Origin of the sequence: Bradyrhizobium sp. Pha-3 (assembly GCF_042258325.1) — a bacterium.
GTDB lineage: Bacteria > Pseudomonadota > Alphaproteobacteria > Rhizobiales > Xanthobacteraceae > Bradyrhizobium > Bradyrhizobium elkanii.
The window spans coordinates 3,430,112-3,453,862 of sequence record NZ_CP170151.1 but is presented as its reverse complement, the minus strand read 5'-3'; the positions used below and the strand labels follow the sequence as shown (position 1 = coordinate 3,453,862).

The window sequence follows — 23,751 nt, the reverse complement described above, 5'->3', positions numbered from 1 at the left end:
CCGTCCGCCCGCAATGATAGGGGCGGGCCCGTTAAGAAGCCGTTTAGGAATAATAGCGGCGTCGACCGCTAGACCGCCGGCAACACGAGCTCGGCTCGCAGGCCGCCGATCGGCGCGTTGTTCAGGGTGAGATTGCCGCCATAGAGGCCGGCGAGATCGGTCACGATCGACAGGCCGAGACCGGAGCCGGGTTTTGACTCGTCGAGCCGCTGGCCGCGCCGCGACACCTGGGCACGCTCGGCTTCCGACAGGCCGCGCCCGTCGTCGTCGACCACGATGCGCAGCCTCGGCCCGGCGCCCGAGGCCTCGGGCGGCACCACGGTCACCTCGACGAACACCTGCGACGCCGCCCATTTGCAGGCGTTATCGACGAGATTGCCGACCATTTCCTCGAGGTCCTGCCGCTCCCCGCGAAACTGTGCCGCCGGATCGGCCTTCGCCTCGATCGAAAGGTCACGATCGCGATGGATCTTTTCCATGGTCCGGCGCAGCGCCTCGATCACGGGTGCGACGTCGGTGATGGTGCTGACGATGGTGGCACGGGCGGCGATCCGCGCGCGCTCGAGATGGTGCGCGACCTGGTCCCGCATCAAATCGGCCTGCTCCAGCACCTTGCTGGCGAAAGGATCGGCGGTATGCGCCGCCGCCTCGTTCACGATCACCGAGAGCGGCGTCTTGATCGCATGGGCGAGATTGCCGACATGGGTACGCGAGCGCTCGACGATCTCCCGGTTGGCGTCGATCAGCGCATTGGTCTCGCGCGCCAGCGGCGCGATCTCGACCGGAAACCGGCCCTCCAGCCGCTCGGCGCGGCCGGAGCGGATGTCGGCAATCGCATCCGAAATGCGCTTGAGCGGCGCGAGGCCGTAGCGCACCTGGAAGATCGTGGTCAGGAGCAGCACGATGCCGAGCGCGGCGAAGGTGCCGCCGAGATAATAGTCGAAGCTGCGCGTCTCATCGAAGATCTCGGTGGCATCGCCGGCGACGCTGACCAGGAACTTGCCGTCGGCGCCGAGATCGACCGGCCGCTCCACCACGCGCAGGCTCTGGCCTTCGGGCCCGTCGACATAGCCGAGCCGGACCCCGGCGGCGGTCAGCTCGGCGCCGTGCTCCTCGAGCTTGGGCAGCTTCTTGTCCCAGAGCGAGCGCGAGGCGCGGGTCTCGCCCTTTTCGGTATCGGTCCGGGTGATCTGCCAGTACCAGCCCGACAGCGGCAGGTCGAACAACGGCTCGCCGAGCGACTGGAACTGGCGGTCCGCCGGCTCGTCCGGCGTCGCCACCTCGGCGATCAGGGTGCGCAGATAGAGATTGAGGCGCCGGTCGAAGGCGCGCTCGGTCGCGTCGCGATAGACCGACGACAGGATGACGCCCGTGATCGCCAGGATCACCACCACCCAGGCGGTCGCCGAGACGAACAGGCGTGTCGCAAGCGAGCTGCCGCCCATCAGAACATCGTGTCAGCGGCAACAGACATGGCGAATCCCGTCCTCCTAGCGCGGATCATGCCGTAGCCCGCACGCCGATCAAGCGCCTTAAGAGCATGATCCGATTGAATAGGATATGCCCTTATCCTTTTGTTTGGTCGTGCTTTCTTCGCGCGAACCAGTTCGTTCAAAAAACGCTTTAGGTCGGCGGCGACAGCATGTAGCCGAGGCCGCGAACGGTCTGGATGATATCGACTTCCAGCTTCTTGCGAATGCGCCCGACGAACACCTCGATCGTGTTGGAGTCGCGGTCGAAGTCCTGGTCGTAGAGATGCTCGACCAGTTCGGTGCGCGAGACCACCCGCCCGGTGTGGTGCATCAGATAGTCGAGCAGATTGTACTCGTGCGAGGTCAGCTTGATCGGATTGCCGTTGACGGTGACACGCTTGGTGCGGGTATTCAACGCCACCGGCCCGCAGTTCAGTTCGACCTGGGCATGCCCGGTCGCGCGGCGCAGCAGCGCGCGGATCCGCGCCAGCACCTCCTCGAGGTGGAAGGGCTTGGCGACATAGTCGTCGGCGCCGGCGTCGAAGCCCTGAACCTTGTCGCTCCAGCGATCGCGCGCAGTCAGGATCAGCACCGGCATTACCCGCTTGTTCCGCCGCCAGGCCTCGAGCACCGAAATACCGTCCATCTTCGGCAGGCCGATATCCAGCACGACCGCGTCATAGGGCTCGCTGTCGCCAAGGAAATGCCCCTCCTCGCCGTCGAACGCGCGATCGACCACATAGCCGGCGTCCGTCAGCGCGGTGGTGAGCTGGCGGTTCAGATCCGGGTCATCCTCAACGACGAGCAGACGCACATTGGCCTCCGAGAGTGAGCATTGCGATATCCGGCATCAAATGAGGCTTCCCGCCGTGAACGGCTTATGAATGGACCCGCAAGGCGCAGCTAATTTTTTCGTCAGGTGCACCATCCCGGGAACCCGCGCAAGCACCCCTGGTTCCCTCTATGAGATGCGCGCGAAGTGAGATCGGGTTATGGTATTTTAATACCTTAAACTGAAGACTATTCTTGCTGGCAGCCTTCCCGCGGACCAGGGCACTTTACAGTCGACCGGCAAGTTAACCTTCGACGACCATTTTCATGTCGCTGACACGAGCGATGCGCTAATTCAACGGCGGCGCGCCGAGCGCCCACGGACCGGGAAGAACGCGTTGCTTGTTTCAAGGATACGGAGGTTCGGCGTGATTGCAGGCTGGCTTGCGCTTGCCTTCATCGCCTTCGTGACACTGTCGCCGATCCAGGACCGTCCCTCGCTATTCCATCCGCAGATCGAGCATTTCGCGGCTTTCGCCGTGATGGCGCTGGCCTTCGTGCTGGGCTACCCGCGGCGCACCGCGCTGATCGTGCTCTTTGTGATCTTCAGCGCGTTCACGCTCGAAGCAATGCAATTCCTGACACCGGACCGTCACGGGCGCCTGATCGACGCGATCGTCAAGGTGGCGGGAGGTCTCGCCGGCGTAGGCGTCGGTCGCTTCATGCTGCTCGTGCTGCGCAACCAGTTCGGCCGGCTGAGGCCGGGCGTGGAGCAGTCCGCGAGCTGAGCGGCCGGCGCATTGCGCTCAATCGCGCTTCGGCGCTTCCGCCGACTTCATGCCGTCCTGCGCCATGCATTGCTGAAAGAAGTGCAGCCGGTCGCCATTCATCGGCACGGCCCCCGGTCGCTTGTAGGGGTAGACCATGTAGGCCGCGCGCAGGCAGCGCTTTGCGGTCTCGGCAGCGGGCGCGGCGACGGCGGCACTGGACGCCAGCAGGAGCGCCAGCACGGCGCTGAACCGGACGGACACCCCGCTCACGGTTTCTCGCATTCCGAGTAGAACACGCCATTCGCGGCTGCCAGCCGCTGCAGGCAGTGCCGATTGTCGGTCACCGTTCCCTCGACCGTGAAATCGTAGGCTTGGGCCTTCAGGATCAGCGCGTAGCGTCCCGGCGGCAGCGGCGCGTCGTCGCGCGGCAGGACCTCGAACATCTGCGGATCGTCCTTGAGCGGCGCCGCGCGGAACGGGATCGAGATGTTGCGGATCACCCAGCTGTCGTCGCCCGGCGAAACCACCGGCTTGCCGGTGGCGTCGAACGTGGTCTGCTGGCTCACATGCGCGATCAGACGCACATCGATCGGATCGGAGGCGCCGCCGGCACCCTCGCGCCGGAACACGATGAAGCGGAGATGTCCGTCCGGCAATATCGTCTCGCTCGGCCGCGTGATCGCCGCCGAGATCGCCACCCGCGGATCCGGCGCACGCCCCTGGATCAGTTGCAGCTCGTAGAGCCTGCCGCCGCTCTCGGCGTAAACGCCGTACGCGGTCGGCAGCGGCCGTCTCGGCGCCGGCGGCTCGGCCGCGACGGCCGGCGCCGGCACGGCCGCGACCACCGCCGGCCTTTGGGTTTCAGGCGGCGCCGATGCCAGCGTGCCGGCAATCATCGCGCGGGCCACGGCCAATGACACGCCGCGTTGCTGCAGCAGGACAACGGCCGCGATCAGCCCAAAGAACGCCAGCATGACAACGTAACGCAGCGGCGTCGACGACGACCATCGCGGACGGCGCGACACCGCGGCAGGCTCGACGCGATCGAGGGTCACGGCAAATGCCGCCTCGGCATCGATCCGGGGCGGCGCCTCGATCCGCCGTGCAGCGCCCGCCGCCTCGAGGAATGCGGGCAGCGCCCGCGCCGCCGGCACCTCGAATTTCTCGATCACATTGCTCTTCGTGTGCGCTTCGACGCCTTCGATCGCCACTTCCAGCGCCTGCATCAGACGCTGCTTTTCCGCCGGATCCTCGTGCGCGAGCTGCTGCAGCTTCTGCCGCGCGAGCTCGTAGACCGCGCTGCGCAGCTGCTGCGGGTCGGCGCTCACGGAATCGATGGTTCGCGCCAGCACCAGCGCGAACTCCACCTCGGGGTGCGCAGGAGCGATGTCCCTGACCGTTCTCTGGGCCGGCGTCGGCGTCATAAATGTTAGTCTGGTTTGCCCATAATGTTACAACATTCTATGTGGATTTTACTGTTAACACAAACCACCAGGCCGGTGGATGACGCCCTGGTTTGACCGTCCCGATCCGAGCAGCAGCAGGATTCATTGACCCGTTCTCTGCACATCCTGGACCAGTGGTTGTTCGCGCCCAAGCGGGACCGCCGATCCTGGCCGGACGTCCTGCTCCTCGCAGGATGGGTCGCGCTGGTCGGCTTCCAGATCGGCCGTCACGTGATGTGGCGCGACGAGGTCCGCGCGCTCACCATTGCCCTGAACGGCGACAATGTGTTCGCCATGCTGAGAGGGTTGCATGGCGAGGGCCACCCTGCCCTTTGGTACCTTCTGCTGCGCGGCGCGCATGCCGTATTCGATCGGGTCGAGGTGCTGCCCGCCGTCGCCTTCGTGGTCGGGCTCCTCACGGTCGCACTGCTGATCTTCCGGTCGCCATTCCCGCGGCCGTTGGTCCTGCTGCTGATCACCGGCCATGCGCTGTTGTTTGAATATGTCGTGATGGCCAGGAATTACGGCATCTCGGCCCTGTTCCTGTTCGCGATCGCGGCGTGCTATCGGCCCCACCGAGATCGCGGCGTCCTGATCGGCGCGCTGCTATTCCTGCTCGCCAACGCCAACGTCGTCGGCGCGATCATGACCGGCGCATTCCTGCTGTTCTGGCTGCTCGACCTGCTCGAGACCGATGGCTGGCGCTGGTCGCCGCAACTCACCAATTTCGCGATCAATGCAATCATCGCGACGATTGGCGTCGTCATCTGCGCCGTGACGATGCTGCCGACCTATAATGACGCCGCGGCCCGGGACTGGTCGCACGAGTCACCGCTGGCGGCGGCAATCCTTTCGCTGGTGAACCCCGGCGCGACGTCGCTGGGCGCGCTGTTTGCCAATCTGTTGCCGGGGGTCGCGGGATCGGCGCTGCTGTTCGGCGCGACGCTCGCGCTTTTGCCGCGACGACCGGCCTTTCTCGCCGCCATCGCCGCCCTGTTGCTGACGTCGTTGTTCTTCGCCGTCGCCGCCAACGGCGCCTACCGCCATGCCGCGGTCTGGCTGAGCTTCCTGATCGCGCTTTACTGGATCGGCTGGAGCCGGGTCACCGCGCCATCCGTCTCCCGAGCATGGCTCGACCGGCGCTTGCCGGCGATCGGACGCGTGTCGCTCCTGCTGGTGCTCGCGGTCCAGACCGCCGCAGGCATCAACGATTTGCGCAACGCAGTGACCGGCGTGGTCGCGAGCCGCAGCGCCGATCTCGGCCGCCTGATCGCCTCGTGCGCCGATCTGGCCGACGCGGTGATCCTCAGCGAGCCGGAATGGCTGGTCGAGGCGCTGCCCTACTACGTCAAGAACCGGATCTATCTCGCGCGCGACTACAAATTCGGCAGCGTCGTGATCTTCTCGCGCAAGGGCAAGATGGACAGCGATCTCGGCGAGACCCTGCGCCTCGCCCGCGAGCTTCGCGACACGAGCCGCGCGCCCGTCATCATCCTGCTGGCCTACCGGCTCGACGAGATCACGCCCAACCGGACCTACGACGAAGGCAAGGACTGGCGGACGTTCCGTGCCTCAGCGGCGCAGATCCGCGATTTCCGCGAAGCGACCACGATGCTCCGCAGCTTCGGCCCCGCCAAAACCGACGAGAGTTTCGACGTCTACCTTCTCAACTAGGCGATCGATCAACGACGACAGAAAAAGGACCGCGCGATGGCGCTGATGGACAGCAAGGTCGAAGCCCGCAAGCCGCCGGCCGCAAGCATCCGGCAGTATCTCGCCATCCTGCGGCTCGATCACAGCACCAAGCACATCTTCATCGTTCCCGGGATTGTCCTCGCCTGGCTGTTGCGCGGCCCGAGAGGCGAGCATGTTGCAAGCGCGATCGTCCTCGGCCTTGTGGCCGCGATCTGCATCGCGTCGGCCAATTATGTGATCAATGAATGGTTCGACCGCGACTTCGACCGGCATCACCCGACCAAATCGCAGCGCTCCGCGGTCCAGAGCGCGATGGACGGCAAGATCATCGGAATCGAGTGGCTGCTGCTGGTCGCGCTCGGCCTCGTCTGCGCATCTGCGAGCAGCCGCCTGATGCTGTTCGCAACCGGCATCTTCGCCCTGCAGGGCATCGTCTACAATGTCCCGCCGCTGCGCAGCAAGGACAAGGCCTATTTCGACGTCATCTCGGAATCCGTCAACAATCCGCTGCGGCTGTTGATCGGCTGGGCGATGATCGACCCAACCTCGCTGCCGCCGGGCTCGGTGATCCTGTGCTACTGGTTTGGCGGCGCGTTCCTGATGGCGGCCAAGCGGCTGTCCGAATATCGCGAGATTGCCGCGTCCCATGGCAGGGAGCTGCTGGCGCGCTACCGCGCGAGCTTCGCGTACTACACCGAGGTGTCGCTGACGGCCTCGTGCCTCAGCTATTCGCTGTTCTCGGTGTTCTTCCTCTCGGTGTTCCTGGTGAAGTACCGCATCGAGTATGTCCTTGCGATGCCGCTGGTGGTGATGCTGTTCACCACCTACTTCTCGATGTCGACGTCGCCGGGGTCGTCGGCGCAGAAACCCGAGAAGCTCTATGGCGAGGGCGGCCTGATGCTGCTCGTGCTGGCGCTGGTCGCCGTCTTCCTGGTGGCAAGCCTTGTCGACATGCCGTTCCTCGCGCGATTGGCCGAACAGCACTACATCACATTGAACTGAGGCCCTGGCGGCTTGATCGTTATTCGAGCATGATCTCCGCGCAAACGCGCTCCGCGTTTGTCGCGAGGGAAAACCGCTTCGACTTTTCCGGATCATGCTCACCGCCGGCGCGGATGAGCCTTCTGGTGCCAGGCCCAGGCCGAGCGAATGATGTAGCCGAGATCGGACCGGCTGGCCTTGAAGCCGAGGCCGCGCTCCGACCTGGAGGGATCGGCCACCAGGATCGGCGGATCGCCGGCCCGGCGCTCGCGCACCACGCTCGGCACCGCTTCACCGGTCTCGGCGCGGATCGCGTCGAGCACCTGGCGCACGGAATAGCCGGTGCCGGTGCCGAGATTGAACACGCCGCCGGCGTCGCCCTTCAGCAGCAGTTCGAGCGCCGCGATATGGGCGCTCGCGAGGTCATCGACATGGATGTAGTCGCGCACCGCGGTGCCGTCAGGCGTGTCATAGTCTTCGCCGAAGATGGCAAAGTCCGGCACGTGCCCCAGCAGCGCCATCAGCGCGCGCGGAATCAAATGCGTCTCGGGATCGCGGAGCTCGCCGATGGTGCCGGAGGCGTCGGCGCCGCAGGCATTGAAATAGCGCAGGCAGACCGAGTTGAACTGATACGCCGCGCGGTAGTCGGCCAGGATCTGCTCGATCATGAACTTGGAGCGGCCGTAGGGATTGACGGTCGGACCTGCAGCACTCTCGGGAATTGGATCGCGTCCGGCGTTGCCGTAGACCGCGCCGGTGCTGGAAAACACCAGGCGGTCGCAGCCCGCCTCCCGCATGCCGCGCAGCAGGCCGAGCGTGCCGGCAACGTTATTGGTGAAGTACTTCTGCGGATCCGCCACGGACTCGCCGACCGCACTGAACGCGGCGAAATGCATCACGGCGAGCGCATTGTGCTCGCGGACGGTGGCGGCGATCTTGTCATGGTCGGCGACATCGCCGATCACGAGCGGTCCCCATCGCACGAAATCACGGTGACCGGTGGACAAATTGTCGTAGACGACCGGCAGAAACCCGGCCTCGGCAACCGCCTTGACGCAATGGGACCCGATGTATCCCGCGCCACCCGTGATCAGGATCGAACCCCTGCTCGCCATTGAAAGTGTCGTCCCTGCGCGAACCAATCCCGCGCCTCAACAGGCGCAGTGATCGCATCGGTACGACATTCCGTCCGAGGCGGCAAAATGACGATGGGAATAGCGTTAAGACCGAACGGATTTTGCAGCCGAAGCGACGGTTAGCGCGACCCCAGCGGCACGTTGGTCCGTTGCCCGACCGGCGGCGCGTGCCGCGACGGTCTGCCATAGGGGTAAGCCGGTGTTGCCGGCGGGACCGGCTGGGTCGCCTGCGACCGCGACGTCGGAACGCCGCCGCCCGGTCCATCGATCGAATAGCGCGTTGCGCCCTGCGTGGTCTGCCCGGTGCCCTGTGCAAGGGCGGGGACGGTGGCGACGACCAGCGCCGCTGTTGTGACAAGGCCGGCCAGCTTCATGTCGATGCCTCGATGGGTTGGATCAGGATCAACCGTTGATGCCTCCAATCGTTCCGGCAATGTCGCCGCAGTGATCGTCCTTGATACGAAAAATGGCGCGGCGAAATGTCTCGCCACGCCACGTGCGATCGATGGGGCTCGTTCAGAAATTCAGGCGCCTGCCTGCGCGACGGCGGCCCAGTGATCGGGGTTCGCCGGGGTCTGCATCCTGACCCAACGATAACGCGCCTGCGACCAGCTGCGGATCTGCGCATTCAGATTGTCGAGCACGATGTCTCCACCCTTGGCGCGGACCACCAGCACGAGATGATGCTCGCCGGAGGAGGTCACAACCTCGCTCAGCAGAAGGTCGCGCATCGGCCAGCCGCGCGCCAAAAGCTCGTGGCGCTTGCTGACCGCATAGTCGTTGCAATCGCCGCGCGCCGGATTGATCAACCATTCCTCGCCGGCGAGGCCGCGTTCGTTGCGCAGGGGCGCGATGCTGCGATTGACCGAAGCATTGACCTCGATCAGGTCGGCGATGCGCTGCTTGGTCAGGCGTGTGGCGCCGCCGCGGAACACCATCCGGGCGCGGGCTTTCGGCTTGCACTCGTCGGCATAGCGCATGCAGAACATGGTGTAGGCCATCGGGGCCAGCGTCGGCTCGCTGAAGCGGATCTTCTCGATCACGCCGCGCAGCGGCAGCGGGAAGCCGACCATTCCAGCCTGGGTGTTCTGTGCGCTTGTCCCGAGCGCAAGGACGGCCAGAACCAGGGCCATCACTCTCTTGACGTTGTACATTCTTCACTCCCCACAGTGACGGGAAGCATGTACGGGAAATGTCTTGAGCTTGGGCTCAAGCGCGCGGCGGCATTTGTTTCAAATGCGAGGGTGCGCGCGAGCAGTCCGTTAACCAAGCCCTTTCGGCGGGGCGCCGTCAGATCAAGGGCCGGTTGCGGCCCGAAATCTCTCGTTCCATGCCGGCATGGTCAGCCTGTCGCGAAGCCGCCGGCGCGCTCTGTTAAATCGCCACCCGCTGCCTGGGAGCGATGCCGCACCAGCTCATCACGAGATCGGCGAGCATCTTGATCTCGAGATCCGCGGGCGTCCCGCCGGCGAAATCGGCGACCGATTGCCCCAAGGCGACGGCGCGAACATAGGCCGAGCGACTGCCGATCATCGGCCCGATCTCCTCGTCGAGCGTATCGAGCTCCTCGATCAACTGCTGGCCTTCGAGCGTGCGCTGGTCGACGCGGTTCGGCACGATCATGGCACGGAGCGCCGTTCGCCGCGTGGCACGCACTTCCCGCACGATGTCGAGCGTCCGCGCGGTGGCCTCGATGTCAAGGCCGGACGGCGTGCATGGCATCAGCACGATATTGGCGACCGCGAGCACGGCGCCCAGCACCCGATCGTTCGGCGCGGAGTCCACCACGATGATCTGATGCGGGATCTGGCGCATCAGCTTGGCCCATTCGGCGACCGGCCGGGTTTCCGGATCAAGCTGGTAGACGGGGAACGACAGATTGCCGGGCTCGGCCCAGTGACACGCGGACGCCTGCGAGTCGGCGTCGACCAGTCCCACGACGCCCGTGCGCCGATCCAGTTCTGCGGCCAGCAAGACCGCAAGGGTCGTCTTTCCGACCCCGCCCTTGCGCTGGGCAACCGAGATGACAAGCGGCATCGCAAACTCCTGGCGTTATCCCCCTTACGTGCGCGGGAGGACACCTTCATCAACGAGCGTCAGCATCCGCGGCAGACAGACCCGCTTTGCGTCGTAATTGTCCCGCACGAAGCTGCGCGCCTTCATCCGCATCTTCTTGAAGGCCTTGGGCCGTGACAGCACCGAGAGTACCTGATCCGACAGCGCATCAATATCAAAAAACGGCACCAGCAGGCCGTTGCCGTCCGAGATGATATCGCGAAGCGGGGCGGTGTCGGATGCCACCACCGCACATCCCGCGCTCATCGCCTCCAGCAGCGACCAGGACAGCACGAAGGGATAGGTCAGATAGACGTGCACCGAGGAAATCTGCAGCAGCTCGAGATACGGTTCCCGAGGAATCCGGCCGAGGAAATGCACCCGGCGCAGGTCGATGTCCGACTTGATCTCGTCCAGGAACATCGACTTCCAGCTCGAGCCCTTGGGTGGATTCGCGCCGTAGGATGTCCCGCTGCCGCCGACGATCACGACCTGCGCATTCGGCCGCGTGGCGAGGATCCTCGGCAGGGACCGCATGAAGACATGGAATCCGCGCACCGGCTCGAGGTTGCGCGAGACATAGGTGATCACCTCGTCGTCCGCCGACAGCGTCGCACCGTTCGGAAGCTGAAACCGCGCGACGGGATTGGGCTTCACCTCGTCGGTGTCGACGCCCTCGTGGATCACCTCGATCTTGCTCTGAAACTCGGCGGGAAAGGTCGACCGCTGCCATGGCGTCGGCGAGACGCCCGTGTCGCATTCGGTGAGCGCCAGCAGCGTGGTCGCATTCTTCAGATGGAGCGCGACATTGCCATCAAGGCCCGTCATGGGAAACTCGGGATCGAAGCCGACGTCCCTGCCCTCGGCACCGTAATAGAATTCGCAATAGAGGATGATCCGCGCGCGCGGAAACATCGTACGCAGCGGAAGCGTCTCGCCCCAACCGGGATGCGCGAAGATCAGGTCGGGCACGAAGCCCTGCCCCGACAGCGACGACAGCGCGTACAGAACCTCTTCGGCGCGCCGCGATTCGACATCGAAGCGCCGGGCAAACGGATGGACGACCGCGGAATCCGTCTTGGTCGTCGAATATTTGAGCAGCCGGATATCCGGCGTCGTGCTGGCGGTCGATGAACCGACGGCAACGACCCTGTTGCCGGGCTGCTCTGCGAGCGCGCGCGCAATGTGGCGGTACTGGGCTGGAAAGTTATTGTGGACGAACAGGACGTTCATTGGCGGGCGAGCGCGCCCCCCGGCCGCGCGGTCTTCGATTGGGGTCAGGGTCTGCATCATCACCGGCGGTGTGTCATCGATTGGCGAGCGAAACTATCTTACCGGATTAACATTAAGACCCCTTCTATCACACAGATTTTTGAGGCACACTGCAGGAGACTTATCAATCCATTCCGTTAGGCTCGCAGGCGACAATGAACGAACAGATTCAGCAGAAAACCATTGATCTGGCACGGGGTCTCTTCCTGGTTCGGTACAATGGCGCAGATGATAAGGTGTCACCTCCGGTGGTGCGCGTATACGCGGATCGCGCCAGTCTTAACAATTGTAATATCATTACCGGGCCGGACTTGGTCAATGGAACCCTGTTCGCGCCCGAGACCGCGCTGGTCGTGTCGGTCGCCCGGCCGAGCCGCCTGATCGTCGAGGTCACCGCAGGGCGCGTCGGCGGGTCGACCGCCGCCAATATCAAGATCGAGCCGCTGACCCAGGGACAGCCGGCTGAGCAGCCGGCCAGCCAGCCATTCGACATGTTCGAGCCGGAGGCTGGCCCCGGCGAATTGAGCGACCTCAAGCTGCTCGCACATGTCGCGGGCCTCGGCGACGTGACGGTCGGCTCGAATGTCTGGATTGCCGGACCGTCCGCTCCGGCGCGGATCGAGGGAATTTCCCTCGAATGGCCCAACAAGCCGCACGATCTCCAGCTGCAATATGCCGTCAAGTTCGCTAGGCCGCAGCGGGGCGACAACCAGTTCGTTCCTCTGGGAACTTTTGCCGGAACCCGGGGACGCGCATTGGCCATCACGGGGTTCTCGCTGGAGGCCACGGGTCCCGGTGCGGATCGCTACGCCATCGCGGCTGAGACCATCTTCCTGGGGGCTCCCGCCCTGCGGGTCACCGGGAACCGGATCGTGGTGTCGGGTCCTTCGGGACGGGAACCGCTGGTGGGCCTCAAGCTCAATCTCGAGGAGCGCCGGGTGCAGGCAGCCCCTCTCGCGCCCCAGCAGCCGAGGCGGGTCGAGCCCGCCGCTCCGATGCCGCGCCACGAGGAACCACGCCTCGAGGGACGGGTGCGCGTGTTCCGGAGCCGTCAGGGCGCCGTCAAGACGGCAGGCTGACCATGCGGGCAGATAAGGGCGCCACTTGACCGCCGACGCGCGCAGGATCGCCTTTACGTCCAAAACGCTCCACCACGTCGATCTCGAGCGGGCCGCTGTCGGGGCGCTCGAGGCGCGTGATTTCCGCCTGGCGTTCGCGCTCGCCGACCGCCGCTGCCGGATCCCGCCGCATCCGGGCGCCCGCGCCCATCTGCTGCGCGCGGAAGCGCTGTTTCATCTCGATCTCAGGGATGCGGCGATCGCCGGCGTCGCGAGGGCGCTCGAGCTCGAGCCGGACGATCTGGTCGCCGCGCGGCGAATGATGGCTTGGGGCGACGACCTTCAGCAGATCGAGGCGGCGCGAAGCGTCACGCGGCGTGATGACGATCCGGATTCGGTCAGGAGCGCCCTGCTGCTGCTCGAACAGAGCGGCCAGGACAGCTGCGCCCGCATCGACTTTCTCGATGAAGAGGTGAAGGGATGGGTGACGTGGCGCGGGCCGGACGACCCGCACCTTTCGCTGGCGCAGGCGGATCAATCCAGCATGATCCAGCTTCCCGCCGACCCACGCCACAGGTTTGCGCGAGACGGCCGACAGGCCGCGAGCTTTCGTCTGATCCGGCCCGCGTCCGCGACCTCGCAGCGCCTGCAGATCACGCAGGCGGACCGGGTGATCGCAAGTGTTCAACTCCCGGCCAACCGCGTTCCGGATCACCGGGCCGCACCACGCCGGCCGGCTCGCCTTCGAAACGGCGAACCTCCTCCGCTCACCATCATCATCCCGGTATACCGGGATCTGGCCGCGACACGAGCCTGCATCGACAGCGCGTTGAATGCGCTCGCCTGCACGCCGGGCTCGACCATCGTCGTCGTGGATGATGCGTCGCCCGAGCCCGACATCAAGCGCCTGCTCAACGAGCTCGCCGCCGAGTTCCGCATCCGCCTCCTGACCAACGAGCACAATCTTGGCTTTGTCGGCGCGGTCAACCGCGCGCTCGGCGAGACCGGCGCCGGCGACGTCGTGCTGCTGAACTCGGACACGATCGTGCCGAAATACGCGCTGCAACGCCTGCGAAGCGCCGTGCAATCGACGCCGCGCGTGGGCACGGCGACCCCGCTGTCGAACAACGGCGAATACACCAGCTTTCCAATCCCGAACCGGTCAAATCCCCTGCCCCCGGCGGGCGAAATCGAATTGCTGGATGAACTTGCAGGCAGCGCAAATTCCGGAATTGCCATCGACATCCCCAACGGCATCGGGTTCTGCCTCTACATTACCCGCGAATGCCTCGACGCCGTGCGCGAGCTCTCCGACGACTTCTATCGCGGCTATCTCGAAGACGTCGACTTCTGCCTGCGCGCAGCGGAGGCCGGCTTCCGCAACGTGTGCATTCCTTCGGTTTTCGTCGGACACGAAGGCTCGCGCTCGTTCCTTGGCGAAAAGCGTTCGCTCGTGATGCGAAATCTTCGCGTTCTCGAACACCGTTACCGGCGCTATGCGACGGACTGCGCCGCATTCCTGCTTGCCGATCCACTCCGCGATTGCCGGGCCGCGCTTGAGCTCAAGCTGCTCACGAACCAGCAGGTCTCCACCGGCCCATCCGTCATCCTGTGCGGCTCGTTCGCCGGCCGCGCAATTGCCATCGAACGCTGCCGGCAGCTGGCTGCAGAGGGTCAGCACGGTCTGGTCGTGCAGATCCGCTCCGAGGGGCAACGCCAGCTGGCTGCGATGTTCGATCCGGATGGCGGAGCGCCGCAGTCGATCGCACTCGACGTTGCGACGCCTGAGGGCCGCGAAGCTCTTCTGACGTCTCTCGCCGATCTCGGAATCCGGTCGCTCGAGATCGCAGAGCCGAACCGCATTCCCGGCGCATGCGTGGTGCAGCTCACGCAACGCTTTGCCTACGACCTCCTGATCACCGACACCACGCTTGCCATGCGCGCGGCGGCTGGATCAGGCGTTCATCCGGATTGGACAAGCCTGGTCGCCGGGGCGCGGCGCGTGACTGCGATCGGTGACGACGGCGCAGCCTTTTCGGAAGCCGTTCTCGGCCTGCAAGTCGTGAGGCTGAGCGACCCGCCCGCGCCGCCGGCGCAGTATCCCGCCGCGAGCGGCCCCGCGCGTCTCGGCCTGCTGGTCCTGCACGCCAACGCCACAGAATTTCGCTTCATACGAGCGTTGAGCGATCAACTGGCCGACGCCGACGAAGACGTCGAGATCATCGTGCTGGGGAGTACCCTCGACGATCTCAAGCTGATGCAGCGCACCAATGTCATCGTCACCGGCGATATTGCCGTCGACGACGTCGCCACGCTGATCGAAGGTCACGGCATCACGAAATTGGTTCTCAACATCGGCGAACCGGCGTTTGGCCATCCATTGGTGGACGCGCTGCTGGCAACCGGGCTGCCGATCGCCGCAACGGAATGGAGTCCGACTCCTCCGGGGCGCGGCCGAAGCACGGACCTGAAGCTGCAGGCGGGCTTCGATGCCGATGCAACGATTGCTGTCGTATGCGACTGGGCGGTGGAGGACGTCCTGCTACAACCCGATCGGAGGAGCGGTCGGCACCGGCGGCAGGTTGGCGCGCGGTTTCCATGATCGCGGCGGCCATGCAAGCGAAGAGAACGGCGTCGAATCCAGCCCCAGCAGCGGGCTGTAATAGGGATCGTCGAGCAGCACCTCTCCCCATTTCGCGCGCAGGATCGACAGCTCGCGCCTGAAGCGTGCCCTGCGATCCGGCGCGGAATCGCGGCCGCGGCTTGCCGACTCCAGATGAACGAGTTTCGCATCCGGCGTGAACACGATCCGCTTTCCGAGCTGGCGCAGCTTCAGGCACAAATCGATATCGTTGAAGCTGATCGGAAAGCGGATCTCGTCCATGCCGCCGACGGCCACGAAATCGCGCTTGCGCATCAAGAGGCACGCCCCCGTCACCGCCGAACATTCGTGCGCCACCTGAAGCAGATCGCCATAGCCGGGATCACCATCCATCCGGTCGTTGAAGGCGTGCGCGGCCGAGAAATTGGCCCCCAGCACCACTCCGCCGTGCTGCACGACGCTGCTCGGCCAGAGCAGCTTTGCACCGACGGCTCCGACATCGGGAGCGGCGAGCCGCCACAGCATCTCCGCCAACCAAGTATCGTCGAGCGCCTCGACGTCATTGTTGAGAAAGCAGATGTTCTCCGTATCGACGCAAGCGACGGCGGCGTTGTTGATGGATGCGAAGTTGAAGGGCCCCTCGACCGAGATGACGTCGATTTCCTGCGCGGACAGGCTGTCCAGATAGTCCAGCGTTTCCGGCTCGGTTGAGCTGTTGTCGACGACAAGGATCCGGGCGTTCGTCTCATTTGCCGCCGGCATGACCGTCTCGATGCATCGCTTGAGCAGCTCGGCGCGATTTCTGGTCGGGACGATGATGGTGGTGCGCTCGCTCCAATCGACGGCGCGCTTGACCTGAACGGCCGGAAGAAGACCCGCTTTTCGCGGCTCGACATTGGCATCGATGCCGGCCCTGGCGAAATACGCCTTGCTTGCCGCGACCAGTTCGGCGGTGGCGGCGGATGCATCAATCCGCGGCAACGCCGCAACCGATCCCGGAAGATGATAGGTTCGATCCGACTCCGCGCAGGAAAGGAAGATGTCGTAGAGCGACGTCGCCGAACGCAGCGCGTCCAGGGCACGTTCCCGGCGCACCGCAAAACAATACGCCCCATAGCCCTGCTCGAGCGCACGCTCGAGATCGAATGCCGAAAACGCCAGCGGCCAGACAGCGCCGGCGCCCGCAGCAACTTCGACGTCGCCATAGACGAGATCGCAGCCGGGTTCGGACGCGAACAGATCGGCGAAGCGCTGCAAGGCGTCTTCCGCGAGGATCGTTCCGCTCAGACAAAACACAAAGAACGCGCTGCCGGCGGCATCGCCGTCGATAAACTCGCGCGCTGCTTTTGGATCGAACTGACTGAACGCGCGCGCCGGCAGTGACACCGCCGACCAGGCGGAGTGCCGTTGGGCTTCGAGGCTTTCGATGCTCTCGTCCACCCTGACATCGCCGATCAGGACGACTGCCGCCTCGGATACGACGTCAGACTGTTCAGATCGTGTCGTCGGCGAGAAGCGCTCTTTCCAGCCGCGATAGGCGTGAAACGGCATCGAGGCCGGCAGCACCCGATCGAACAGCTCTCCACGAAGCCGCTCGCTCTCCCAGCGCCCGAGATCCGCGAGCGTTTGCTCCAATCCGCGATCGAAAGCGACAAAGGAAATCGGCGCCGAGATCAGGCTCCGTCCCGAAATCGTCCGCGCGGATAGTCCGCGCATGCGACCGTCCGCAAAATGCTCGGGCAGATGAAAATCGATCCGGCGGCCGACGCCGAACTCGCCGCCCCGCGCAACGTTGGTCCACCCGGTCGGCTTCACGGTCATCACCGGCCGTTGCGCGATCAGGATTTCGATCTCCTCGTCGATGTCCTGAGCAAGCCAGCCTTCGAAGCGCAAACCTCCGACCCACTCGATATCGCCGATCCGGTGCCACCGCGCTTCCGGCGCGGCGACATCGCAACGAATCGGAGCCCCGACGGGACTGCCGATATTTGCCAGCCTTGCCTCAATGATCGTGGCGTTCGCGCTGACTTGATCCTGCACGTTGAAGGTAAAGCCAAATCGCGCATCGCCGATCCCGGCGTCGGCAAGCTCCGTTACAAACTCGTCACACAATGATGACATGTATGGCTCGCCGTCGACGAGCAGGTCGACGGTGTAGCGTCGGCCGAGATCGGCGCGATCATAGACGAACCCGGAAAACGTCGTGCGATCGTATCTGGCGAACTGCGTTTGCAACGACGCATATTCAGCTCCCGAGGGCTTCTGCTTGCCAATCGTCTTCGTGCTCATGTCCACCCCTGAAACGGCGGCTCGATTGTCGGTCGATTTCAAGTTGAGAATGTGTCCATGGTGCGCCCGAGGTGACTAACGGGCGCTCAGCTGCACCGAGGCGATCACCGTTTGCACAAAAAGCCGCCGAGCTCCAACACAAACTATACGCTATAAAACTTGGCGTTATCGGCGCCATTTGTGCTAGTGCTAACTCCTCCTCTCCACACTGATCGACGAGCGGATTCATGAAGATTGCAATGGTTGGAACGGGATATGTAGGTCTCGTGTCCGGAGCGTGTTTTGCCGATTTCGGCCATCAGGTCGTTTGCGTCGACAAGGACGCCGGCAAGATCGAAGCCCTGAAGCGCGGCAAGATCCCGATCTACGAAACTGACCTCGATAAGCTCGTCGAGACCAACGCCGCGGCCGGACGGCTGACCTTCACGACGGAGCTCGCGGGCGCCGTCGCGGACGCCGATGCCGTGTTCATCGCGGTTGGAACGCCCTCGCGGCGCGGCGACGGCCATGCGGACCTGAGCTACGTCTATGCCGCTGCCAAGGAGATCGGCGCAGCGCTCAAGAAGTTCACCGTGGTCGTGACCAAGTCGACCGTGCCCGTGGGCACCGGCGACGAGGTTGAACGCCTGATCCGCGAAACCAATCCCGACGCCGATTTCGCCGTTGCGTCGAACCCCGAATTCCTGCGCGAAGGCGCCGCAATCCAGGATTTTCGCCATCCCGACCGCATCGTCGTCGGCACCGAGGATGATCGGGCCAAGAGGGTGATGGGCGAAGTCTATCGTCCGCTCTATCTCAACCAGGCGCCGATCCTCTATACCGCGCGACGCACGGCTGAATTGATCAAATACGCCGCAAATGCCTTCCTTGCCACCAAGATCACCTTCATCAACGAGATCGCCGATCTCTCCGAGAAGGTCGGGGCGAACGTGCAGGAGGTCGCGCGCGGCATCGGGCTCGACAACCGGATTGGAACCAAGTTCCTGCATGCCGGCGCCGGCTATGGCGGTTCCTGCTTTCCGAAGGACACCCGTGCGCTGTTCAAGACCGCGCTCGACCACGACGTCCAGCTGAAAATCGTCGAAGCCACGCTGACCGCGAACGACAACCGCAAGCGCGCGATGGCGCGCAAGGTCGCCAACGTGCTCGGCGGGGAGCTGCGCGGCAAGACCATCGGCGTGCTTGGCCTGACCTTCAAGCCCGATACGGACGACATGCGCGAGGCCCCCTCGATCCCGCTGATCAACGGCCTGATCGACTTCGGCGCCAAGGTTCGCGCCTACGATCCCATCGGCATGGAGCAGGCGCGCAAGGAATTGCCGGAGATCGAGTACTGCAGGGATGCCTATGAATGCGCGCGCCAGGCGGATGCGCTGGTGATCGTGACCGAGTGGCGCCAGTTCCGCGCGCTCGATCTCAAGCGCATCAAGCAGGAGATGAAGCATCCGGTCGTGGTCGACCTGCGCAACATCTACCGTCCGGACGAGATGGCCACGCACGGCTTCACCTACGACAGCATCGGTCGGCCGCGCTGAGCGCTCGCGCCTGGCGACAATAGCCGCCGGTCGGTTCAATCCTGGAGCCTTGGTTCTGATCAAATCAGAACCAAGGCTCCCTTCTTGTCTGACACGATTTCTTCACGCGCACCGGCATCCGCTTCCGAATGCGCCCAAGAGCTTTTCCCGTTCCGATGGAATCGGAACGGGGCTCTAGATTCTTGTTTTGACGCGTTTTCTTCACGCGAACCGGCATCCACTTCGCTCGAAAACGCTCTAGGCGTGGGCGGGCGCGCCGAGCTGGACAAATGCATCCAGTTCGCGCGCCAGCGCTTCCTGCCAGGTCGGCATCGCCACGCCGAACTGTGCCTGCAGCCGCGACAAGTCCAGCCGCGAATTGCCCGGACGCACGGCCTTGGTCGGAAAATCGGTCGCTGCGATCGGAGCGATATTCTCGACCGCCAGCGTGACGCCGCGAGACCTCAGCCCGCCGACAATGGCGGTTGCGAAGCCGTGCCAGCTGGTTTCGCCGGCGCAAACGAGATTGACGACACCACCCCTGCGCACGAGCTGATCGTGCAACGTGGTGAGGTTCGGCAGGACGATGCCGGCGACCGCACTGGCGATCGCTGATGCCGTGGTCGGCGCACCGATCTGATCGGCCACGATCCGCAGTTCCTTACGCTCGCCGGCGAGCCGCGCGATGGTGCGCAGGAAGTTCGTGCCCTTTGCGGCGTAAACCCACGAGGTGCGCGCGATCAGGTGCGCCCCGCCCGCCGCCTGGATCGCGACATCGCCGGCAAGCTTGCTGGCGCCGTAGACCGACAGCGGTTCGGTCGGGCTGTCTTCGCGCCACGGCCTGTCGCCCGAACCATTGAAGACGTAGTCCGTCGAGAAATGCACCAGGGGCACGCGGTTCGCCGCAGCCCATTTGGCGATCGCTTCAGGTCCCTTGGCGTTGACCAGGAACGCCAGCTCACGCTCGTCCTCGGCGCGATCGACGGCGGTATAGGCCGCCGGATTGATGATGAGATCGGGCTTCAGACTCTCAAGTTGGCTCGTCAACATCTCCGGCTTCGACAGATCGAACTCCGCGGTGGGCGGCGCGATGATCGTGCCGTGGCTTTCCAGCAAAGGCTTGAGCGCACTGCCAACCTGGCCGCGTGTTCCCGTCAACAAGATCCGCATCAGATTTGTCCATAGGTCGGAAGATTGCTGGCGTCGGCCAGGAGCGGCGCGTCCGCATCCTTGGCCGACAGCTGAGGCTTGTCGACGCCCCATTTGATCCCGATCGCGGGATCATTCCAGCGGATCGAGAGCTCGTCCTTGGGGCTGTAGAAATCATCGCATTTGTAGAAGAAGTCGGCCGTCTCCGAGAGAACCACGAAGCCGTGGGCGAAGCCGCGCGGCACCCATAATTGCCGGCGGTTGTCCTCGCTCAATTCGACCGCGACATGCTTGCCGAAATTCGGACTGCCGACGCGCACGTCGACGGCAACGTCCAGCACCTTGCCGCGCAGCACGGTCACGAGCTTGCCCTGGGTGAGCGGGTTTTGCAGATGCAGCCCGCGCAGCACGCCATAGGCCGAGCGGGACATGTTGTCCTGCACGAAGGGACGCGTGATGCCGTGCTCGACATAACGCGGAGACTGGTAGGTCTCGAGGAAGAAGCCGCGCTGGTCGCCGAACAGCTTCGGCTCGACGATCAGGACTTCAGGAAGCTCGGTCTTGATGACGTTCATCTAACATTTGTTCCAGTTTGACGCGCTTGAAATGTTAATTTCCCTCTCATAACAAACTTGTGCAGCGCACGCTATATGTTATGTTCTGATAGTCAAATTGTGAGGGACCATGAAAGGCATTATCCTTGCCGGTGGCACCGGCTCGCGCCTCTATCCGGTGACGACAGTCGTCTCCAAGCAACTGCTGCCCGTCTTCGACAAGCCGATGATCTACTATCCGCTGTCGACGCTGATGCTGGGCGGAATCCGCGATATCCTGATCATTTCTACGCCGCAGGACAAGCCGCTGTTCCAGCGCTTGCTCGGCGACGGCAGCGAGATGGGTGTCCGGTTCGCCTATGCCACGCAGGAGACCCCGCGAGGTCTTGCCGACGCCTTCATCGTCGGACGCGACTTCATCGGCGATGACTCTGTTGCCCTTGTGTTAGGGGATAACATTTTCTACGGCCACGGCCTGCCGAGCATGCTGTCGGCCGCCTCGATCCGCAAGAAAGGCGCCACCGTGTTCGGCTACGTCGTGAACGCGCCTGAACAGTACGGCGTGATCGAGCTCGACGGCACCGGCCGGGCACTCTCAATCGAAGAGAAGCCGAAGCGGCCGAAGTCCAACGTCGCGGTCACCGGCCTCTACTTCTACGACAATGATGTGGTCGACATCGCGGCCGGCATCAGGCCATCGCCGCGCGGCGAGATCGAGATCACCGACGTCAACAAGGCCTATCTCGAGCGCGGCGACCTCTATGTCGAGGTGCTCGGCCGCGGCTTTGCCTGGCTCGATACCGGCACCCATTCCTCGCTGGTCGAAGCCAGCCACTTCGTCCAGATCCTGGAGCAGCGCCAGGGCCTGCGCATCGCCTGCCCCGAGGAGATCGCGCTGCGCCAGGGCTACATCTCGCTCGAAGCCTTCGCGAGGGTGGCACAGAAGACCGCCAAGAGCAGCTACGGCGAGTACCTGCTGTCGGTCTACCGCTCGTTCCACGGCGAGCCGCGCGCGGCGGAGGTATTCAAACATGCGGTTTAAGGGATCGACGATTTTCGTCACCGGCGGCGCCGGCTTCATCGGCTCCGCCGTGGTCCGTCACCTGCTGCGCGACACCCACGCCCGCGTCGTCAACATCGACAAGCTGACCTACGCGGCAAACCTGGCTTCCCTGCCCCGTGCCGCCGAAAGCCTGAACTACACCTTCGAGAAGGCCTGCATCTGCGAGGCACAGAACCTGCGCCGGCTGTTCGAGAAATATCAGCCCGATGCGGTGATGAACCTTGCCGCGGAAAGCCATGTCGACCGCTCGATCGACGGCCCCGGCGAATTCATCCAGACCAACATCGTCGGCACCTTCACGATCCTGCAGGAGACGCTGCGTCACTGGCGTTCGCTCTCGCCCGAGAAGCGCGACCGGTTCCGCTTCCTGCATATCTCGACCGACGAGGTGTTCGGTTCGCTCGGCGACGAAGGGCTGTTCACCGAGACCACGGCGTATGCGCCGAACTCGCCCTATTCGGCCAGCAAGGCATCGTCCGATCACCTGGTGCGGGCCTGGCGCGAGACCTACGAGCTGCCGACCCTGGTGACCAACTGCTCCAATAATTACGGCCCCTATCACTTCCCGGAAAAGCTGATCCCGCACATGATCATCAAGGGGCTCGCCGGCGAGCCGCTGCCGGTCTATGGCGACGGCAAGAACATCCGCGACTGGCTGTTCGTCGAGGATCACGCCAAGGCGCTGACGCTGGTGCTGGAGCGCGGCGAGGTCGGCGAGACTTACAATGTCGGCGGCCGCAACGAGCGCACCAACCTGCACGTGGTCGAGAGCATCTGCGACCTGCTCGACGAGGTCGTGCCGGCCGCAGCAGGCCCGCGCCGCCAGCTGATCAATTTCGTCGCCGACCGGCCCGGCCACGACCGCCGCTACGCCATCGACGCCACCAAGCTCGAGACCGAACTCGGCTGGCGCGCCGAGGAGAATTTCGAGACCGGCATCGCCAAGACCGTGCGCTGGTATGTCGACGAGCAACCCTGGTGGCGTTCCATCCTGGAGGGCGGCTACAAGGTGGAGCGCGTCGGTCTGAACCAGTAGCCGCCGATCACCGCGGATCATCAGCGACGGTGGCAGCGCCGATCATCGTGGGACTTGCGGAATATCCCTCGGCCGGAAGATGTCCGGCCGATCGGGTGCAAGGACGCAGGCCTGGGTGACCGTGCCTCGGCGGTGATGACTTGGCGTCGATGAACTGGCGTTTGGTGAACTGCGGCGCGGCCTGAATATGCAAAGACGTGCTGGGCATCAGACACGTCCAACGCCCCCGGTGAGGAGAAATTGTCCCAGGGGCTGCGAACAACGAGGAGACGTCAATTGCTACCAAGAATGTCGCGGGAAGAAGCGGAACTGTTCTTGTCGTTTGTGAGAAACAGCCGCGATTACGTCGAATTCGGCACAGGCGGAAGTACGGTCATCGCCTCAAAGCACGTCACGAACTCGATATTGTCGATCGATTCCTCACAGGACTGGCTGGATCAGGTGGATCGTGCTTGCGCCTCAGCCCGTACGAAGCCCCATTTGACGTTCATCGACATCGGACGGACTGGCGATTGGGGTTTCCCGGTCGACCCATCAACAAAGCCGCGTTGGCCGGACTATCACTCCACCATCTGGGAAACGCCGCAAAGCGCCGATGCTGATCTGTATCTCGTCGACGGTCGTTTCAGGGTCGCATGCTTCGCCCAGATCGTCCTGCACTGCAGCCCGACTGCAATCATCGGCATGCACGACTTCAGCTCTCGCCCCGCCTATCACTGCGTCAGAGAGATAGCTCGCGAGATTGCGACGGCCGGCGATATGTCGTTCTTCATGCCGCTTGCGAAAAGAGAGGCTGCCCAAGCCATCCTTCAGTCGTTCAGCGGAGAGCCGTCCTGAGCGGCGAGCTCTCCCGATAGACGTCAAAGCCTACGTTGCACCATGGCTTGCC

Annotated in this window: 21 protein-coding genes; 9 read left to right on the top strand and 12 right to left on the bottom strand. The window is 64.2% G+C overall.

What is annotated here, in order from left to right:
- Positions 1–68: 68 nt before the first annotated feature.
- Both ACE10X_RS16005 and ACE10X_RS16000 read right to left on the bottom strand, forming a co-directional pair.
- Positions 69–1,445, bottom strand: a complete 1,377-nt coding sequence (locus ACE10X_RS16005; RefSeq protein ID WP_038382195.1) for a sensor histidine kinase — start codon at positions 1,443–1,445, stop codon at positions 69–71.
- A 178-nt stretch (positions 1,446–1,623) separates the two neighbouring features.
- Positions 1,624–2,286: a response regulator transcription factor gene (locus ACE10X_RS16000; RefSeq protein WP_016841655.1), complete on the bottom strand. Its 663-nt coding sequence runs from the start codon at positions 2,284–2,286 to the stop codon at positions 1,624–1,626.
- 385 nt (positions 2,287–2,671) lie between these two features.
- Between ACE10X_RS16000 and ACE10X_RS15995 the strand changes: the two genes are divergently transcribed.
- Entirely contained in the window at positions 2,672–3,031 is a 360-nt protein-coding gene (locus tag ACE10X_RS15995) for a VanZ family protein (protein ID WP_179077249.1), read from the top strand.
- An 18-nt stretch (positions 3,032–3,049) separates the two neighbouring features.
- On the opposite strand, the gene ACE10X_RS15990 is transcribed toward ACE10X_RS15995, so the two are convergent.
- Both ACE10X_RS15990 and ACE10X_RS15985 read right to left on the bottom strand, forming a co-directional pair.
- A complete protein-coding gene (locus ACE10X_RS15990; protein ID WP_244435657.1) occupies positions 3,050–3,283 on the bottom strand; it encodes a hypothetical protein in 234 nt (77 codons plus the stop codon).
- Positions 3,280–4,437 (bottom strand): hypothetical protein, encoded by a 1,158-nt coding sequence (locus ACE10X_RS15985; RefSeq protein WP_244435658.1) that lies wholly within the window; start codon positions 4,435–4,437, stop codon positions 3,280–3,282. Before ACE10X_RS15985 ends, ACE10X_RS15990 begins: the two co-directional genes overlap by 4 nt.
- Positions 4,438–4,563: 126 nt before the next feature.
- Between ACE10X_RS15985 and ACE10X_RS15980 the strand changes: the two genes are divergently transcribed.
- Both ACE10X_RS15980 and ACE10X_RS15975 read left to right on the top strand, forming a co-directional pair.
- Positions 4,564–6,132, top strand: a complete 1,569-nt coding sequence (locus tag ACE10X_RS15980) for a hypothetical protein (RefSeq protein ID WP_038382198.1) — start codon at positions 4,564–4,566, stop codon at positions 6,130–6,132.
- A gap of 36 nt (positions 6,133–6,168) precedes the next feature.
- The gene (locus ACE10X_RS15975) at positions 6,169–7,155 is read left to right on the top strand and encodes a UbiA family prenyltransferase (RefSeq protein ID WP_244435659.1); all 987 of its coding nucleotides are present in this window, start codon (positions 6,169–6,171) and stop codon (positions 7,153–7,155) included.
- A 98-nt stretch (positions 7,156–7,253) separates the two neighbouring features.
- Here ACE10X_RS15975 and galE read toward each other — a convergent pair whose 3' ends face one another.
- The 5 genes from galE to ACE10X_RS15950 all read right to left on the bottom strand — a co-directional run bounded on the left by galE (position 7,254) and on the right by ACE10X_RS15950 (position 11,558).
- On the bottom strand, positions 7,254–8,249 hold the full coding sequence (gene galE / locus ACE10X_RS15970; RefSeq protein WP_038382199.1) for a UDP-glucose 4-epimerase GalE: 996 nt from the start codon (positions 8,247–8,249) through the stop codon (positions 7,254–7,256).
- Positions 8,250–8,389: 140 nt separating this feature from the next.
- Positions 8,390–8,644, bottom strand: coding sequence for a hypothetical protein (locus ACE10X_RS15965; protein WP_038382200.1), 255 nt, complete (start codon positions 8,642–8,644; stop codon positions 8,390–8,392).
- A 150-nt stretch (positions 8,645–8,794) separates the two neighbouring features.
- Positions 8,795–9,424 (bottom strand): transglutaminase-like cysteine peptidase, encoded by a 630-nt coding sequence (locus tag ACE10X_RS15960; protein WP_038382201.1) that lies wholly within the window; start codon positions 9,422–9,424, stop codon positions 8,795–8,797.
- A 220-nt stretch (positions 9,425–9,644) separates the two neighbouring features.
- On the bottom strand, positions 9,645–10,307 hold the full coding sequence (locus tag ACE10X_RS15955) for a ParA family protein (RefSeq protein ID WP_028345280.1): 663 nt from the start codon (positions 10,305–10,307) through the stop codon (positions 9,645–9,647).
- Positions 10,308–10,331: 24 nt separating this feature from the next.
- Positions 10,332–11,558 carry a glycosyltransferase family 4 protein gene (locus ACE10X_RS15950; RefSeq protein ID WP_038382202.1) on the bottom strand — a complete coding sequence of 409 codons (1,227 nt, stop codon included), beginning with the start codon at positions 11,556–11,558 and terminating at the stop codon, positions 10,332–10,334.
- Positions 11,559–11,752: 194 nt separating this feature from the next.
- Between ACE10X_RS15950 and ACE10X_RS15945 the strand changes: the two genes are divergently transcribed.
- The gene (locus tag ACE10X_RS15945) at positions 11,753–12,676 is read left to right on the top strand and encodes a hypothetical protein (protein ID WP_038382203.1); all 924 of its coding nucleotides are present in this window, start codon (positions 11,753–11,755) and stop codon (positions 12,674–12,676) included.
- Between the two features lie 298 nt (positions 12,677–12,974).
- Positions 12,975–15,257, top strand: coding sequence for a glycosyltransferase family 2 protein (locus ACE10X_RS15940; RefSeq protein WP_375764581.1), 2,283 nt, complete (start codon positions 12,975–12,977; stop codon positions 15,255–15,257).
- Here the strand turns inward: ACE10X_RS15940 and ACE10X_RS15935 are convergent.
- Positions 15,198–17,546, bottom strand: a complete 2,349-nt coding sequence (locus ACE10X_RS15935) for a glycosyltransferase family 2 protein (RefSeq protein WP_038382204.1) — start codon at positions 17,544–17,546, stop codon at positions 15,198–15,200. The genes ACE10X_RS15940 and ACE10X_RS15935 overlap by 60 nt on opposite strands.
- A gap of 227 nt (positions 17,547–17,773) precedes the next feature.
- Here ACE10X_RS15935 and ACE10X_RS15930 point away from each other — a divergent pair, with 227 nt between their 5' ends.
- The gene (locus tag ACE10X_RS15930) at positions 17,774–19,081 is read left to right on the top strand and encodes a UDP-glucose/GDP-mannose dehydrogenase family protein (protein WP_304556401.1); all 1,308 of its coding nucleotides are present in this window, start codon (positions 17,774–17,776) and stop codon (positions 19,079–19,081) included.
- Positions 19,082–19,318: 237 nt separating this feature from the next.
- On the opposite strand, the gene rfbD is transcribed toward ACE10X_RS15930, so the two are convergent.
- Positions 19,319–20,230: a dTDP-4-dehydrorhamnose reductase gene (gene rfbD, locus ACE10X_RS15925; RefSeq protein ID WP_304556402.1), complete on the bottom strand. Its 912-nt coding sequence runs from the start codon at positions 20,228–20,230 to the stop codon at positions 19,319–19,321.
- The gene (rfbC, locus tag ACE10X_RS15920) at positions 20,230–20,784 is read right to left on the bottom strand and encodes a dTDP-4-dehydrorhamnose 3,5-epimerase (protein ID WP_016841672.1); all 555 of its coding nucleotides are present in this window, start codon (positions 20,782–20,784) and stop codon (positions 20,230–20,232) included. The genes rfbD and rfbC overlap by 1 nt, the downstream gene beginning before the upstream one ends.
- A 109-nt stretch (positions 20,785–20,893) precedes the next feature.
- Here rfbC and rfbA point away from each other — a divergent pair, with 109 nt between their 5' ends.
- From rfbA to ACE10X_RS15905, 3 genes are all read left to right on the top strand, one after another.
- Entirely contained in the window at positions 20,894–21,805 is a 912-nt protein-coding gene (gene rfbA, locus ACE10X_RS15915; RefSeq protein WP_028345286.1) for a glucose-1-phosphate thymidylyltransferase RfbA, read from the top strand.
- Complete coding sequence (gene rfbB / locus ACE10X_RS15910; protein WP_028345287.1) at positions 21,795–22,862, top strand: dTDP-glucose 4,6-dehydratase; 1,068 nt, start codon at positions 21,795–21,797, stop codon at positions 22,860–22,862. Before rfbA ends, rfbB begins: the two co-directional genes overlap by 11 nt.
- A gap of 288 nt (positions 22,863–23,150) precedes the next feature.
- Positions 23,151–23,699: a hypothetical protein gene (locus ACE10X_RS15905; RefSeq protein WP_038387931.1), complete on the top strand. Its 549-nt coding sequence runs from the start codon at positions 23,151–23,153 to the stop codon at positions 23,697–23,699.
- Positions 23,700–23,751 lie beyond the last annotated feature (52 nt).